Below are 14,833 nucleotides of genomic sequence, written 5' to 3'. Positions count from 1 at the left end.
TTTTACAATTACCTCTAAAGAGATGAGTTATGCTGGCTTTACCTTTTGATTTGAGGTTTCTGATGCAAGAACCGGGCTACGCGCTGTTGATCACTATTTTAAGCCCGCTGGCGACAATTCTTATCCTTGCGCCTTTCTTCTACTCGCCGACGGTTAAGTGGCTGAGTGGTGTATTGGCAGGAACTGCCGCCATCGTGTTTTTTCCAGGATTCGCGCTGTCCTTTATTCTGTTGTTCAGCGGTGTCGGCGGGGTAAAAATTCTGTTCTGCTGGCTGGCGCTACTTGTAGGGGTTCTGAGTTTTGTGCTGCTCAATCACCGCCAGCTCAGTGTGGTGGTTGGTGAGTATAACCGCAAGGTCACCAAAGGTGTGGTAGAGAAAAAACGTTAACCACAGCATTACGCCGTTCACGTCGGTCACATAAAATATACTGGTAAAGCCAATAGACAGATATTACTCGATTTTTTCTCTCAAAGAGAGGGTTGGTGCATGTGGCTAAGCCAAATTCCCAGAACAACTGCGCATTCTGCGCAACTTTTTGCTCACTTTATGGTGCAAATCACTTTTCACGCAATTTATGCCGTTTTTTCACGAGGTTGACGCAACTTTTTGCTCAGGCTCGACGTAAGGAAGAGAGTGCTAAATTAATTACTGATTAAAAACAATAAGATAAAATCTGGCATGCGAATTGCTGTGCAAACGGTGCAATGACTCAACCCGTTCAACAACAAGGAGCAACACAATGCCAACTCCATGCTATATCAGCATTGAAGGTAAAACTCAGGGCAATATCACCGCAGGGGCTTTCACCTCGGACTCCGTCGGCAACATCTACGTGCAGGGCCACGAAGATGAAATGCTGGTACAGGAATTCAAACACGTGGTTACCGTACCGACTGACCCGCAATCAGGTCAGCCTTCTGGTCAACGCGTCCACAAGCCGTTCAAATTCACCGTCGCGCTGAACAAAGCCGTACCGCTGATGTACAACTCGCTGGCCTCCGGTGAAATGCTGCCGACCGTGACCCTGAAGTGGTATCGCACCTCGGTGGAAGGCAAGCAGGAGCACTTCTTCTCCACCGTGCTCACCGACGCCACCATCGTGGACATCAACTGCCAGATGCCACACTGCCAGGACCCGGCAAAACTGGACTACACCCAGTTGATCGAAGTGTCGCTGGCCTACCGCAAAATCGACTGGGAACACACAGTGGCTGGAACCTCCGGTTCTGACGACTGGCGCGCACCGGTCGAAGCCTGATATCCCTCAAACCCGGGCGTTGCATCCGGGTTTTCTACCCTGAGTCATGGCCTGCGCCATGCCTGAGTGTGGATGATGGTATCTGGAGGGCGTGTGGCAAACAGTACAGGATTACAGTTCACGGTAAAGGTCGGCGCATTGCCGGAAAGCACCTTTGCCGTGGTGGATTTTCAGTTGAACGAGGCGCTGAGTCAGCCGTTCGCCCTGTCGCTGAATCTGGCCAGCGCCCAGCCGGGTATCGATTTTGGCGCGGTGCTGGACCAACCGTGTGAGCTGCTGGTGTGGTACGACGGTGAACTGAAACGCAGAGTCAGCGGGATTGTCAGTGCCTTCGCGCAAGGCGATACCGGCTTCCGGCGCACCCGCTATCAGGCGGAAGTGCGTCCGGCGCTGTGGCGGCTGGGTCTGCGTACCAACGCCCGCATCTTTCAGGCACAAAAACCGGAGATGATTATCGGTACCTTGCTGGAAGAGTCTGGCATTACCGATTACGCCTTTGCGCTGCGTAACGACCATGCGGTGCGTGAATACTGTGTGCAGTACCGGGAAAGCGATTTGGCGTTTATCACCCGGTTGGCGGCTGAGGAAGGTCTGTACTTCTTCCACGAGTTTGACGCGGGTAGCCACCGCGTGGTGTTTGCTGATGATGCCGGGGCGCTCGGCCAGGGCCCCGGGCTGTTCTTCAACCTTGCTGCGCAGGGGCTGAGTGAAGGCGAGTATGTGCGCCGTTTCCGCTATGCCGAGGCGGTCAGCACCGCAGAAGTCGCCCTCAAGGATTACAGCTTCAAAACGCCAGCCTACGGTCTGCTGCACAGCAAGCTAAGCGCTGAACTGGCGCACCAGCGTGAAAGTTACCAGCACTTTGACTACCCGGGGCGTTTTAAACAGGACCCGAGCGGCAAGGCGTTTACCGGTTACCGGCTGGATGCGCTAAGAGCGGGTGCGATGACCGGCTCCGGGGAATCCAACGCCGCGATGTTGATGCCCGGCAGCAGCTTTACGCTCACGGAACACCCCAATACGGCACTGAACATCCCCTGGCAACTGGTGGCGATTACCCACAGCGGCCAACAGCCACAGGCGCTGGAAGAGGAAGGCGGCGGCGAACCGACCACCTATAGCAACTGCTTTGAGGTGGTCAAAGCCAGTACTACCTGGCGCGCTGACCTGCCGTACAAACCGATGGTGGATGGTCCGCAGATTGCCACCGTGGTGGGTCCGGCGGGGGAAGAAATCTACTGCGACGAACATGGCAGGGTGAAGTTGCAATTTCCGTGGGATCGCTACGGATCCAGCGATGACCAGAGTTCGTGCTGGGTGCGTGTCAGTCAGGGCTGGGCAGGCGGCCAGTACGGCCTGATCGCCATTCCCCGTATTGGTCATGAGGTGATTGTCAGTTTCCTGGAGGGTGACCCGGACCAGCCGATTGTTACTGGTCGCACTTTCCATGCTACCAATCCGTCGCCGTATCCGCTGCCTGCCAACAAAACGCGCACCGTATTGCGCACCGCAACACACCAGGGTGATGGTTTCAACGAACTGCGTTTTGAAGATGCCGCAGACAACGAAGAAATTTTTATCCATGCACAAAAAGACCAGAATATTCAGGTCAATCATGATGAGACGCACGCTATCGGCAACGATCAGAAAATTGCCGTAGCGCGCGATCGCACAACCAATATTGGTCAGGATGAAGCCAATACGGTTGGCCGCGACCGCAAAGAGCATATCCGCCAGGACGTCTTCGTCACCATTGATCGTAACGAGGTACGCAATATCGGTAATACGCTGAAGGAAGATATTACTGCCAGCCATCTCGTCACGATTGGCGAGCATGAAAAAGTAGTCATTGAAGGCATACAGTCCATTGAGGCCAAAAGTGGTCAGCGACTACTGACGACCGAATATATCCTGCAAGGCACAGATCGTATTTTAATTCGCGGCCCGGCAGGCAAAATCCTGCTTGATGGCAGCGGTATTACGCTGAATGCGCCGAATATTCAACTAAAAGGGAATGTCAGCATTACGTCTCCCTCTGGCGACCAGATACAGGCCATTGAAGCGGCGATCAATCAAGGAACACCACTGGTTGAAGAGTGCCCCCTTAAAGAGGGCAAAGAATGAGCCTCTATCAACAACTGGAGAAAGCCGGGCTACCGACTCGCAATAGTCGTACCCACCTCTATGTACTGACGGAAACCCGTGCCGAGCGAAATCTGCTGGCACGGCTGGAGTTTCACGAGGTGGTCCATTATCCGTTATGGCATCTGGATGCACAGGCAGGGCTTGAGCCATATACACCGTGGCTTTGTGTGCCAGAGCCTGACAGCGACTTTGATCTGTGGCTGGGCAAGGCGTTTGAGACGATGCCCATGATTGTGCTATTTGCCCGCATGTCACCGGATCAGGTGCGGCGACATCTGAGGCATTTCAGTAAGTTTGTGGAGGGAACACGGCGGTTTATTTTGCGTCTGGGCACCCCGTCAGCCCTGCAACTTTATATTGCTTCCATTGCGCATACGTCTTCCGCTGTATCACGTTTTTTCGCCGATGGTGAGATTGAAGAGATGTATTTCCACGACCCACAGGCATCACTGTCACGGCGCGTACAACCCCTGTTTGAGCAACAGCGCCATGAAGAAGCCGAGTGCGATGGTTGTCTGGTCTGGCTCGATCTTCCCGTTGATCAGGAGGCCTGATGATGCTGAATGCTATCGATCTCGACAGCATGGCGCGTGTTGCCAGAAAGCAGTCGGATATCCGGTTGTCACGGTACTTGTGCGATACACTGGCTCCGCTGTTACCCCGTCTGCCCAGCACACCGCAATACATGCCTGCTTTTGTTGACGCCGCCGGTAAAGAAGCAATAACGGCGGGATATAGCGATGGGCGTCAATACAACACACACATTACCCTGAGCCTGCTGCTGGGTCTGGGATGGCAGAATGATATCCATCAAGCCACCCTCAATCCGATTTTGACGGCGCCGGGGCTCCCTGAACCGACCCGGCTGAATCTGGTTGTTAACACCGCCATTACACTGAGGCAACAGATTGAACGTGTTATGCCGCAAGCGCATCAGATTTTTATCACGCTGTTGTCAATCAATCCTGGCGCATTACAGGCACAAAACATCTGGCGAGCCTTTGAGCAATCCGCACTGCTGTACGGCATCAATGAGTCTCAGCATGTACAGATACTGTTTGAAACCTATGAGGCGGATGCGCTGCACCAACTGGCGTTGCCTCCCGTCAAGCGCCGGAAGTATTCAGTCTATGAGCAGGTTGGCATTCGTCATATGGGCGGACGGATACCCCTTCCTAGTGATGATTTGCACCACCTGCAATCGCACCAGCTACTTTATTTGGGCCACCATGTATTACTGGCCTTGAGCTTTGGCCGTTTCTTTTACCGCAACCCCTTATTCACCGAATTGCATGACGTGCTGTACAGGAAGATAGCGGCTCCACACCAGCTCCAACATCTCCTGCTGCAATTTCTGCAACGGCATCAGCATACTCTCACGGAGGAGGCATCCAATGGCGACTAACGCCCTCAGTGCCAGTTTTGAACAACTTTCTCAGGATGCAATGGATGGCAATGTACCCAGCCCGGCATCGATTTGCACCGATTGTGCCGGACTCGGCGTACCGTTCTCGATCAATGGCAGCGACGGGCCACGGGACGCGGATCAATGGCTGGGTATCCCCTCTTATGATGATTCGGCCACACCTGACTGGTTCATGCAAAATCCCTGGATCACCGATCGTGTCGAAAACTTCCGTAATACCTTTCTGTCACGGGTTCTTTACCAACTGGGAGAGCGGCATGGTGATGCTTATCTCGCCGAGCTCCATGCGTTTCAGTCGGCACAGGGGATTGAATTCCATTGTCTGGAAGACGACATGGAAACGGAAACCCACGTTACGCCCGCCTTTCTAATGGAAGTGACCCGGGGAGACATAACCGAGCGCCCCACGATCTCTTGTAACCAGACAAACTGTGTCTTTCTGGGGAGCCGTATCTACTTCTGGACATTTACGTCTGCCCGTTATCGAGAAGACTCACTGGTGGGCGCGGATGGACAACGCCTTGCTCTGACGCAGTTTGAGTGGACGATTTCCGGCCTGTTTGACCCAGCGCAGGCCGCACAGGCGTTGGCTCAACACTATCAGCAGGCTAAAACGTTGAACCAACTCTGGATGCGCGTATTAGCCGTCGCACAGATAGGACTTGGCGTCCTGTCGATTATTCCTGTCGTGGGTGTAGGTAGAGGGCTTTTCGGCCTCTACAAAGGGATACGGTATACCTTTGCGGCTATTGACGCGGCACTTGCCGCCAACGCCATTGCCAACGGCAGCACGACACTGATCACTGGCGAAGGAATTGACCACGGCGAAGCCCTTTTTGAAAGTCTGGGCAAGGCGTTCGATCCGAAAGACGGCAAAGAGCGTGGCCGTCAGGTTTTTATGTTCATCAACCTGGCGATGCTTTCCCCAGCGGCACTGGGCGCAACACGCTGGGTGCTGCGCAAGATACGGAGGGATGTCCCCGTCAGCGCCCGTTTCGACACCGATGCCATCAGCGAAGAAGAGCGCCGCCGACTAGGGGGGCATACCAGCGGTGAGCCGCTGGCGATTGAACTGCGTGGTCGCAGACCGGCAGGGCGCCATGACGAAACCGGCGACATCGAATGGCGAAACAGGCCATCATTAGATACCAATCGCAGCCAGGTTGCCCTGACCACGGCCACGGGTAAGGCGAATTATTGTGTGATGAGCAATACACTGCGCAGCAATCTGACGTCGTTGATTATCCAGCGCGGTGGGAGCCTGAAAGTAATAGGCCGTATCTGTAAAGTGGTCGGTGATGCGGGTGAAGAGGCCTTTGCCGCTGCCATGGTGGAAAAAATGGGCTTCAACGCTGAACGCATCCTCGGCTACAGTAATAAAGCCGGAGTGCCCAGTCGTTTCGGGCTGACGAACAAGAGCGGCCACGGCCTGGATATGCTGGTCTGGGTGCCACCGCCGCCGTCGCTGACCGTGCGAGTTCCTACTTCCAACACCATGCGCCACAGCATGGATGGGGCAAAGAGTACGCCTGCACCGACCCAGACGCTAACCTTCAAGGAAGATACGTTGCTGGTGATTGAAACCAAAGCGACATTGGGTTTGACTAAGACACCGGGATTTAATAAGACACAGGGAACAGGGGCAGGCAAACTCTCAGACCTCCAAGCTAAGATTGGCTTAGATTCTGGAGGATGGAGTAAAGCAAAAATGTTGGAGGTTGATCCCAACGTCCAAGATAAACTTAATGCTATTGAGGACGCTGTTGCATTAGGAAAAATCAAGTTTCTGCATGCCCAAGTATTTTTTGATTCGCAAGGAGCACTAAGCAAAACTGTCGGAAATGGCTCTGGAATTCAGATTAACACATGGTAGAGGACGAGATGAAAAAGGATAAAAGTAGACTCGGTAGTATTTTGCCACAAGTTAGAAAGTGGGCTTCTGATGGTTTTCTGCCTCGTGATCGGGTTGAAGTTTATGTGAGTGGACAAGGGCACCTTGCTCTCGCTACTGTTGACTTATTCAAGCATAGTATGGTGAAAGTTAAGCAAAGCCTACTATTAACTGATGACAATATAAGCAAAGCCAATGTTCATATGGCACATGCGTTCAGAAGGTTTATATACTCTCAATTGATAGACCTTAACGACATGAGGACAAATGATCGCTTATTCATTTATAGCCTCGACACCCTTACTCACTTCATGTTTGGAGCTATAGCTACAGGCAACCATAAGCTCCTTGAACCATTCCACGAAGCAATTTTCGATAGTCTCAACGGCGGTTATGGTGTTCATGATGGGCGCAAGCCTCCGATCAGTTCCACGCTGCGCTATGCTGCCTTCGGCCTGACTATTATCGGCGACTGGTTAGGCAAACCGCTGGATCTGGACAAACACGCCTTACCACGCGACCCCGCCTGGGGCCAGTTGGTCGCTCACTGGCGCGAACCCGATCCTGAAAAGTTCTTACCTGTGCTGCTCGGTGCCTGTAATACGCATGTCGAGCGCATCGCCGTGACCGAGAGAGAAGCCAACCAGCAAGCTAAACAATTTGAGTTCAACTCTGTTTTCCTCGCAGTCCACCCCACAGAGATCTTGGCTATATTGCGTCTGCGTGAAATCGTGGGGTTGACGAACCCAGCTCACATCGACCATCCACTGATGCAAACACCCTATGCCGCGATTACCTGTCTGCCAGGAGAAGTGACAGAGCGCGATGAGCTGCTTGACCGCTTTCTTGAAGTGGTACGTCAGCGTGATCCGCAGGTGCTGCCTTCAGGCCTATGAGAGAGCGAGCCGCTACCATGCAAATTCCAACGTGGGAACAACTTTCTGCTGTGTTCGCTGCTTCCGGTGACGAGCAGGCACAGGCTGTGCGAGAGGCGTTGCTCCAGCAATACAGCGAGTTCGATGACTATCCGGCGACATCATCCGTAGACAACTACGTGGATGCCTTGATCACAATCTATGGTTACTTTCTGGATTATAAAGAAGGCACGTTCAGTATTGTCGAGTGGCTGGAAGACAAACTGGGAGATACCTTCACCGCCGAATTTGATTACGACGACGATACGGTGAAAGTGCACTTTGGCGACAGGGTGATTGTGCTATCTCATCATTCGATGGGAATGGATGGGTTCGCGCAGGATTTGGCGAAGCTCGAACAACTGATGAAAGGTCGATACCTCTTCCTCTACCGACGTCCAGGAGAAGGTGGTGTCAATGACACTGTAGAGTTCCACAAAGCATTGGCAACGGGCGGCACAGCGCTATGGGCAGGCGCAGGTGTCAGCCTATTTCAGGCGCTGTGTCAATAAAGAGAGTATATGGGACGAACTTTACCGCTGTAAGACCAGAATATTTTTGTGGTTGGTGCTACCCGTGATAGTCGTTTTCTCTCTCTATGTGGCATGGGGAACGCTCAAAAGCGATACGCCACCACCACAGCCGAAAGGGTGTGAGAATGTGGACAGGGCTTATAACGATCAGTCAGAACAGGTAGCCGCTATCATGAGATACCAGATGCGCAAGAAACTCGGTTGCGATGGTAGATAAAATTGACGGTGCGGTGTAACGAAGGAGAAAGTCTATGTCAGGACGTGGTGCCATTCGCCTGGGGGATGCCCATTCAGGTGGAGGAAAAATGATTGAAGCCAGTGGCTTTCCTGTTAATGGCGTTCCGCAGTGTCTGCTTGGCGATAACGCAGTATGTCCTACCCACAAAGGAACGTTTCCGCTGGTTTCAGGCGGTGATGGTGCAGCGGTTCAGAATGGACGCCCCATGATATTTGAGCCAGGGAAACTGGCCTGTGGCTGTAGCGTGTCATCCTCATGTGCGGGGAATTACAACCGTAAGTAGTGATTACAGGGTAATAATTTCACATGAAACAGGACAAGTGATACTCCATCATTTATCAAAGCAAGGAATGGCCGCTGTGAACAAACACTGCGCACGATAATTGACGAATATCTTTTGATACCGGGCGTAAGTCACTCGCCAATATCCGCCATGATAGTGTCATGATCGGCGGTGGACGTGTGACTATTGGCTGATGGTTTGTGGTGCTTATGCACTACTCGGACGCTAGCTGACGCTATACTTTCTCAGGTAAATAGGCAGCAAAACGCAATCGACCTTTGTGGTAAAATGCCTCAGTGCCATTGGCATTTTATGCAACCGATGAGTTTTGAGTATTTTTCAAACCGATTAATCAACTTTAAAAGTATTAAAACATGCCATACACCTTAAGGCGTTAAATAATGCGAATTGAATTTAATATCTATATGAAGGTTATTGGTGCTGAGATTGGGGCCATACTGGGTATTTTTCAACAAATTTCAAGCTTGGATAATATTTACCGAGGGCAACGTGTTGATTGGTTTTTGACAGCTAAAAGCAAAAAAAAAGCCATGGAGAAGCTTATCATCAGAGATGAAAAACTAACTGATAAAGCTGTATACTTTCTAAAGAAAGATTTAACCAGTCATCCCCTGGTTTCAAAAACTATGTGGTCTGAAAATGGCACACAATTGATTGTGCAAAATTATTTAGGTAGCAGTATCGATAATTTCTGTTTCAGCTTAGTATTGGCAAAAGAAGATGACATTGATGTAAGAAAGGTGATGAATCTGCTGACCGAAATGATAAGCCGTTTTGAACCTAAAATCATCACCCTTGAAACCGAGGATTATGCACTCAAAAAGAGATATGTCTTCCCTGACAGGCTCCCTATTGGCTGGCTTATGTATATTGGTCATGCGTACGGGGAAGGCGCTTTTGACCTAGGCGATAGAGCAATAGATGTAAATAAATCAGGAGAATCAATTGGAACCCTGTTTTTGAGCAAAGAGGGATTGTTCAATGGTGAGGATGAGCAGGATATTAAAACTGCAAATGATTTGGAAACTTTATTAGCTGCACACAATGTTCTTCCTACATATGATGAAATCTTCTGAGAAGAAATAAATGGACAAGATCATTCGCCTTAATGACTCCACCTCACACGGCGGAAAAGTCATATCTGCGCAGTCAGGGCTTACTGCACAGGGTATTGCGGTTGCTTGTGTGGGCGACCTGGTCGAATGCCCCCTTTGCAAAGGGGGTTACCCAATATCAGAAGCCCCTCATTTGGTAAAATATAAAGGCAAAAAGCTGGCCGTTGCAGGGATGCAGAGTACTTGTGGCGCAGTATTAATCGCAAGCCAAGGTTCGGCAAAAATTAAATGAAAGCTGCCTGCAACGAAGCGGCCCGGACCAGAATATTTAACTTAAATTCTGAGCAGCGTTACCCGTATATTATCCCTTCAGCGCTCAATCTGGCTAAAAGGACATAACTATGCCATTACCCTTAGCGGCATTAGCGGTACCGGCTATGGTTGCCGACTCCTCTAAATCCTGTGAAGAGTGCCCGGCTATACCCAAAGTGACCCCTGAAGAAGAGTTGTTTGACGGGGCAAAAATCAACCTGATGTATCAGGCGAGAATTTGCTCAACAGCCGTTCGCGAAGATACCAACAGTAAGAACTACATTCAGGAATTTGCTTTTCGCGATCCCAGACTGCTTTTTTCTAAAAAGAAAGTTAAATTTGATGGTTGGAAACCTGAGCGCTGCCTGTTTCTTGAAGCAAAGGGACGCTATGACCAATTTTTCGACCAAGATGGAGAGCCCATCTCATGGTATTCAAATATGAAAATTTTCCATACGCCCTAGGAACGTTACATGCTGAAAGTAGAAATCGAGATTTATCTAAGAGAAATAGGCTTCAAAAAAGTTGAAAATGAGATAGATAGAGCTTCCGCTGTTGCCAATGGTGTGACAACTGTGCTTAAGCGTTTTCTCAGCATCGCAAATGCTTTGACTGAACTCAGAAGCGGGTGCAACTGGTTTCTACCAGGATCATCAAAAAAAGATGCGATGCAAAAGAAAGTGATCAGTAACGCTCACATTACTGACGAAGCAAATTCATTAATGTCTAATAAATTTATGAATGACTATCCACTAGTTGTGGAGAAAATATGGAACGAACCTGGAGATTCAATCCTTTGTAGAAATTATATGCAAAGTAACGTAAATTATTTTTCTTATGGGATAGTCTGCAAGATAGATAACAAAGATCTTGCAATAGATTTCGTATCAAAATGTCTGAGTGGTTTAATCTCAGAATTATCACCAAGAATCATATCGGTAGAAACGAATAATTACAGCATTAATGAAAAAAAAGTTTTTCCAGACAGACTGCCTGTTGGATGGATGTTTTATATAGATAAAGTGATTAATGGGGAATTAGCTGGTCTTAATGGGGAAATGCATAACATAACCAAAGAGGGTAAGTCTATTGGAACTTTATTTTTAAGTAAAAGAGGATTTTTTGATGGTAACAATGAGAATGATATAAAACAGGCAAATGATTTGGAGGTTTTACTGGTATCGCACAATATATTGCCAACGTATAAAGATATCTTCTGAGGAGAAATAAATGGCAAGAATAATTCTCGTTAATGACGCCACCTCACATGGCGGAAAAGTAATATCTACACAGTCAGGGCTTACTGCTCAGGGTATTGCGGTGGCCTGCGTAGGAGATCTAGTCGGATGCCCCCTTTGCAAAGAGGTTTATCCAATATCAGAAGCTCCACATTTGGTAAAATATAAAGGCAAAAAGCTGGCCGTTGCAGGGATGCAGAGTACTTGTGGCGCAGTACTAATCGCAAGCCAAGGTTCGGCAAAAATTAAATGAAAGCTGCCTGCAACGAAGCGGCCCAGACCAGAAGATGTAACTTAAATTCTGAATAGCGTTACCCGTATATTATCTCTTCAGCGCTTAATCTGACTAAAAGGACATAAAACGTCGGCTCCTCGCTCATAGCAGACCTGATGACCACCCTGTCTGTCCGCTGCGTGCCAAGAGCAGACCTTATCGTGCGGTAAAGCTTTACCACGCAATTCAGGAACATTTCTGCCAGATGAACATGCAGTAAACTTACGAGCTCGGTAGCCATGCAGCGATCTTTCTTGCCAACTCCTGAGGCTGTTCCAATGGGAGCATATGACCACTCTCACTCCTCTGTGGTTGCCGGGGATCAGCACAGAGAATTCAGCACTGCCGAGCATCAGCGTATTCAGGTTATGATTGCCGAGGGGGAAGGGCTGCGCTCTTTCAGCTCGCTGATTGTTGATATCGATAAATCAGATTTTGAAACAACGCTGTCAGTTCTGGAAACCCGGCCGCGGGCACTGCTCTTCCAGAATAAATAATTTATATTCGGTAATACCCCCATTCTGGAAAATAAGCGATTTCAAGGAAAAAGGTATTGCCGTCGAACAAGTGACTGACGGTGAACAGCAGCCAACAAAGCTCCCCATCTTCTGCTGCATCAGGAAGTGAAGTGACATCTGTCTTGATGTAACGGGAATAACTTTATAAAAGCCCTTTTAATATCAGGCTGATTTTATCTATTGTTGCCTGTTAAACCTATTTTTTGCTATTTTTATCGTCTGGCTAGATCTTATAATAAGAAAAATTGTCGAGATGAGCGAATTATGAATAGTTATAGTGTAATTGATAAAGATAAATGGCACAGGAAAGCGCATTTCAATTTTTATAGTAAGTTTGATAACCCTTGTTTCAATCTATGCGTTCCGGTTCCAGCTCAAAAACTATATGATTTTGCCAGAGATAAAAATGAATCGTTTTTTCAACTGGCGCTGTATGCCATCCTTCGTGCAGCAAACTCAGTTCCCCAACTGAAGCAACGGTTGTTAAACAAGGATGTTATTGAATATTCAAGCATTAACGTCATGACTCCAATCATGACTGAGAGCGAAGGATTTCGTCAGATTCTGTGTGAAAATACGCCTGACTATCCGAACTTCACGCAACAAGTGACTGCAAAAATTGATGCTGTAAAAACCTCTGACCCAGGGCCAATGATTGTTAAAGATGAGGGGTTTTTATGCGCAAGTTGCCTTCCATGGGTTCATTTCAGCTCAATCACTCACGCTGAATTTCATTTTAGCGGGGCCGTTCCTACGCTGACCTGGGGAAAGTTACAAAATGGAATAATTCCGGTGGCGTGCAAATTTAACCATGCGTTTGTTGATGGTCTTCATGCAGGCCGTTTCTTTGCTCTGGTTGAAGACTATTTTGACCGTCCAGATGCGCTTTACAGGCCCTGATCCTGACGTGTTTTAGTAGGTAAAAAGCAAATTACGCCAGAGCGTTACTGAGATTCTTAGGTGGGCATCGTAACCTGTTGCTCTGTAGGCGAAAAAATACCCTGTAAAGAACTGCACCCGAAAGCTGAATAGCAGGTCTGGTGAGGTGCAGTTTTTCGAAAGTTCATTAACCGGCAAGTTTCTAAGCAGCCGTAACCGGATGTTGCTCTGACAAAGCTGACCAGCACATATCGAAATATGGTGCTGATTTATTACCACTAATATCATCACGCACTAACATGAATTATCTTCTCGTCAGAAAGAGGGCAACAGACATTCCCTTCTTATTGTCAGACTTTCAAATCATTCGGTAGAAATAAAACCATCACTTTTTTTCTCAGTTTGGAGTTAAGTGAAGTCAGGCCGTTTCAAACAGCTACCTGATTTATCTTCTGCTGGCGAAGCCGCCAAAATGACAGCAATTATTTCTCTTGTCCGTAACTGGAGAGGCTGCGTTCAAGGCGTTCCTGCACCTGCGGCCACTCATCATCAATAATGCTGTAGCGTATAGAAGTGCGTTTTCGGCCATCGGGCATGATCCGTTCATTTCTGATAATGCCTTCCCTGGCTGCGCCAATGCGAAGAATTGCTGCCTGAGAACGCTCGTTCAACACATCGGTAGTAAACTGAACACGAACGCATTGAAGCTGCTCAAAGGCGTATCGCAGCAGTAGCAGTTTACTCTCCGTATTGGCAGCTGTTCTTTGCCAGCGCTGTGAATACCAGGTGTGGCCAATTTCGAGTTTGCGATTTTCGCGGTCGATCTTCCAGAAACGCGTTGACCCGATAATGCTTTGATCGGCTGAAAGCGTAATAGCAAACGGCATGACGGTGCCTTCGGCTTGCCCCTTAAGGGCCTTTTGGATGTACGCATCAACGGTGTCTGCAGAAGGCACGACGGTGAACGGCAGTGACCAAAGCTCTCCGGCCGCCGCCGCATTAACAAGTGACTGTGCATCAGCGTGAAGTAGCGGGCGTAGTGTTACAAGAGATCCTTGTAGAACAGGAGTCATATTTGTGACCTCAAGGTTATTTTATGTAGATGGGGATTACACATTAATGGTTCTCCCCGATCTCATTCTGGTCTGAGAAGAAGCCGGGAACGCCGATTAGCATGAATAGGGCTTCGTAACTCTTCGGCACTGTATCCGAGCATAATTTATCGAACCTGCATCCGGTATTCGATCATTCCGCTTTTACTGGCAACCCAGTCATACAGCCGCTGTCCACGGAAATTGGTTTCGTGCGTATGCCAGTAAACATGGCTAGAGCGATGCTTGCGGGCCTGCTTCTGAACGAACTCGATGAGTTTTTTGCCAATCAGTCTGCCACGCATGTCCTCACTGACATACAGGTCCTCGAGGTAGCAATAGTTATTTTCAGACCAGGTGGAACGATGGAACAGATAATGAACCAGCCCGACTATGTGTCCGTTTTCTTTTGCAACGGCGCAGAAAACGGGTTCAATCGGGCTGTGAAAACGTTGCCATACCAGCTTGGTTACCTTTTCGGAAATATCGACGCCATAAAATAGCTGATAATCTTTCCATAACGGCAACCACTGTACAAAGTCGTCTGCGGTGGCGGTTTCAATGGTTATTTTTTTAGCGCTGAGAGTGCTCATCTTTTTCCTCTGAGGTTCTTTGCTGATTTGCGTCATGCTGCGTCAGTGTTTCAGAACATGTGGTCATCAGTACCTGCCCAGTTCACAAGGGCGCGTAGTTACCAAATGGTCTGTCGGTAAATTGTCATATTACGGATGATTAGTTTTACCGCTAAAATGGCA

The 14,833-nt window shown here is 48.9% G+C and carries 18 protein-coding genes; 16 read left to right on the top strand and 2 right to left on the bottom strand.

Annotated elements, in window-relative coordinates:
* Window positions 1-29 precede the first annotated feature (29 nt).
* From J5067_RS06340 to J5067_RS06265, 16 genes are all read left to right on the top strand, one after another.
* The gene (locus tag J5067_RS06340) at window positions 30-389 is read left to right on the top strand and encodes a hypothetical protein (protein ID WP_264627962.1); all 360 of its coding nucleotides are present in this window, start codon (window positions 30-32) and stop codon (window positions 387-389) included.
* A 352-nt stretch (window positions 390-741) separates the two neighbouring features.
* Window positions 742-1,260, top strand: coding sequence for an Hcp family type VI secretion system effector (locus tag J5067_RS06335; RefSeq protein ID WP_264643010.1), 519 nt, complete (start codon window positions 742-744; stop codon window positions 1,258-1,260).
* A 93-nt stretch (window positions 1,261-1,353) separates the two neighbouring features.
* Window positions 1,354-3,384, top strand: coding sequence for a type VI secretion system tip protein VgrG (locus J5067_RS06330; RefSeq protein WP_264650689.1), 2,031 nt, complete (start codon window positions 1,354-1,356; stop codon window positions 3,382-3,384).
* Window positions 3,381-3,959 carry a DUF4123 domain-containing protein gene (locus J5067_RS06325; RefSeq protein WP_264628708.1) on the top strand — a complete coding sequence of 193 codons (579 nt, stop codon included), beginning with the start codon at window positions 3,381-3,383 and terminating at the stop codon, window positions 3,957-3,959. Before J5067_RS06330 ends, J5067_RS06325 begins: the two co-directional genes overlap by 4 nt.
* Window positions 3,959-4,810, top strand: coding sequence for a hypothetical protein (locus J5067_RS06320; protein WP_264650688.1), 852 nt, complete (start codon window positions 3,959-3,961; stop codon window positions 4,808-4,810). The genes J5067_RS06325 and J5067_RS06320 overlap by 1 nt, the downstream gene beginning before the upstream one ends.
* Complete coding sequence (locus J5067_RS06315) at window positions 4,800-6,704, top strand: hypothetical protein (protein ID WP_264650687.1); 1,905 nt, start codon at window positions 4,800-4,802, stop codon at window positions 6,702-6,704. The genes J5067_RS06320 and J5067_RS06315 overlap by 11 nt, the downstream gene beginning before the upstream one ends.
* Window positions 6,705-6,712: 8 nt before the next feature.
* Window positions 6,713-7,618 (top strand): hypothetical protein, encoded by a 906-nt coding sequence (locus J5067_RS06310; protein ID WP_264643002.1) that lies wholly within the window; start codon window positions 6,713-6,715, stop codon window positions 7,616-7,618.
* 17 nt (window positions 7,619-7,635) lie between these two features.
* Window positions 7,636-8,148 carry a hypothetical protein gene (locus J5067_RS06305; protein WP_264650686.1) on the top strand — a complete coding sequence of 171 codons (513 nt, stop codon included), beginning with the start codon at window positions 7,636-7,638 and terminating at the stop codon, window positions 8,146-8,148.
* Window positions 8,149-8,420: 272 nt separating this feature from the next.
* Window positions 8,421-8,690, top strand: coding sequence for a PAAR domain-containing protein (locus tag J5067_RS06300; protein WP_264628450.1), 270 nt, complete (start codon window positions 8,421-8,423; stop codon window positions 8,688-8,690).
* Window positions 8,691-9,091: 401 nt separating this feature from the next.
* Window positions 9,092-9,787, top strand: coding sequence for an immunity 52 family protein (locus J5067_RS06295; RefSeq protein ID WP_264650685.1), 696 nt, complete (start codon window positions 9,092-9,094; stop codon window positions 9,785-9,787).
* Between the two features lie 10 nt (window positions 9,788-9,797).
* Entirely contained in the window at window positions 9,798-10,058 is a 261-nt protein-coding gene (locus J5067_RS06290; RefSeq protein ID WP_264642996.1) for a PAAR domain-containing protein, read from the top strand.
* Window positions 10,059-10,167: 109 nt separating this feature from the next.
* Complete coding sequence (locus tag J5067_RS06285) at window positions 10,168-10,542, top strand: restriction endonuclease fold toxin 5 domain-containing protein (protein ID WP_264642995.1); 375 nt, start codon at window positions 10,168-10,170, stop codon at window positions 10,540-10,542.
* Window positions 10,543-10,551: 9 nt separating this feature from the next.
* Complete coding sequence (locus tag J5067_RS06280; protein WP_264642994.1) at window positions 10,552-11,298, top strand: immunity 52 family protein; 747 nt, start codon at window positions 10,552-10,554, stop codon at window positions 11,296-11,298.
* A 10-nt stretch (window positions 11,299-11,308) separates the two neighbouring features.
* Window positions 11,309-11,569, top strand: coding sequence for a PAAR domain-containing protein (locus J5067_RS06275; RefSeq protein ID WP_264650684.1), 261 nt, complete (start codon window positions 11,309-11,311; stop codon window positions 11,567-11,569).
* Between the two features lie 299 nt (window positions 11,570-11,868).
* Window positions 11,869-12,087 (top strand): hypothetical protein, encoded by a 219-nt coding sequence (locus J5067_RS06270; protein WP_264650683.1) that lies wholly within the window; start codon window positions 11,869-11,871, stop codon window positions 12,085-12,087.
* Between the two features lie 285 nt (window positions 12,088-12,372).
* Window positions 12,373-13,008 carry a CatA-like O-acetyltransferase, family 1 gene (locus tag J5067_RS06265; protein WP_264650682.1) on the top strand — a complete coding sequence of 212 codons (636 nt, stop codon included), beginning with the start codon at window positions 12,373-12,375 and terminating at the stop codon, window positions 13,006-13,008.
* A 461-nt stretch (window positions 13,009-13,469) separates the two neighbouring features.
* Here J5067_RS06265 and J5067_RS06260 read toward each other — a convergent pair whose 3' ends face one another.
* Window positions 13,470-14,060: a GNAT family N-acetyltransferase gene (locus J5067_RS06260; protein WP_264627909.1), complete on the bottom strand. Its 591-nt coding sequence runs from the start codon at window positions 14,058-14,060 to the stop codon at window positions 13,470-13,472.
* A 146-nt stretch (window positions 14,061-14,206) separates the two neighbouring features.
* Window positions 14,207-14,707, bottom strand: coding sequence for a GNAT family N-acetyltransferase (locus J5067_RS06255; RefSeq protein WP_264642990.1), 501 nt, complete (start codon window positions 14,705-14,707; stop codon window positions 14,207-14,209).
* Between the last annotated feature and the right edge of the window lie 126 nt (window positions 14,708-14,833).

The organism is Candidatus Symbiopectobacterium sp. NZEC151 (assembly GCF_025962655.1).
Lineage (GTDB): Bacteria > Pseudomonadota > Gammaproteobacteria > Enterobacterales > Enterobacteriaceae > Symbiopectobacterium.
The sequence above is the reverse complement of the archived record's forward strand: the minus strand, read 5'-3'. Positions and strand labels throughout refer to the sequence as shown.

Coding starts and splice junctions, on each gene's coding strand:
- J5067_RS06340 (WP_264627962.1), top strand. CDS start 30: ATGCTGGCTTTACCTTTTGATTTGAGGTTTCTGATGCAAGAACCGGGC.
- J5067_RS06335 (WP_264643010.1), top strand. CDS start 742: ATGCCAACTCCATGCTATATCAGCATTGAAGGTAAAACTCAGGGCAAT.
- J5067_RS06325 (WP_264628708.1), top strand. CDS start 3,381: ATGAGCCTCTATCAACAACTGGAGAAAGCCGGGCTACCGACTCGCAAT.
- J5067_RS06320 (WP_264650688.1), top strand. CDS start 3,959: ATGATGCTGAATGCTATCGATCTCGACAGCATGGCGCGTGTTGCCAGA.
- J5067_RS06315 (WP_264650687.1), top strand. CDS start 4,800: ATGGCGACTAACGCCCTCAGTGCCAGTTTTGAACAACTTTCTCAGGAT.
- J5067_RS06310 (WP_264643002.1), top strand. CDS start 6,713: ATGAAAAAGGATAAAAGTAGACTCGGTAGTATTTTGCCACAAGTTAGA.
- J5067_RS06305 (WP_264650686.1), top strand. CDS start 7,636: ATGCAAATTCCAACGTGGGAACAACTTTCTGCTGTGTTCGCTGCTTCC.
- J5067_RS06300 (WP_264628450.1), top strand. CDS start 8,421: ATGTCAGGACGTGGTGCCATTCGCCTGGGGGATGCCCATTCAGGTGGA.
- J5067_RS06295 (WP_264650685.1), top strand. CDS start 9,092: ATGCGAATTGAATTTAATATCTATATGAAGGTTATTGGTGCTGAGATT.
- J5067_RS06290 (WP_264642996.1), top strand. CDS start 9,798: ATGGACAAGATCATTCGCCTTAATGACTCCACCTCACACGGCGGAAAA.
- J5067_RS06285 (WP_264642995.1), top strand. CDS start 10,168: ATGCCATTACCCTTAGCGGCATTAGCGGTACCGGCTATGGTTGCCGAC.
- J5067_RS06280 (WP_264642994.1), top strand. CDS start 10,552: ATGCTGAAAGTAGAAATCGAGATTTATCTAAGAGAAATAGGCTTCAAA.
- J5067_RS06275 (WP_264650684.1), top strand. CDS start 11,309: ATGGCAAGAATAATTCTCGTTAATGACGCCACCTCACATGGCGGAAAA.
- J5067_RS06270 (WP_264650683.1), top strand. CDS start 11,869: ATGGGAGCATATGACCACTCTCACTCCTCTGTGGTTGCCGGGGATCAG.
- J5067_RS06265 (WP_264650682.1), top strand. CDS start 12,373: ATGAATAGTTATAGTGTAATTGATAAAGATAAATGGCACAGGAAAGCG.
- J5067_RS06260 (WP_264627909.1), bottom strand. CDS start 14,060: ATGACTCCTGTTCTACAAGGATCTCTTGTAACACTACGCCCGCTACTT.
- J5067_RS06255 (WP_264642990.1), bottom strand. CDS start 14,707: ATGACGCAAATCAGCAAAGAACCTCAGAGGAAAAAGATGAGCACTCTC.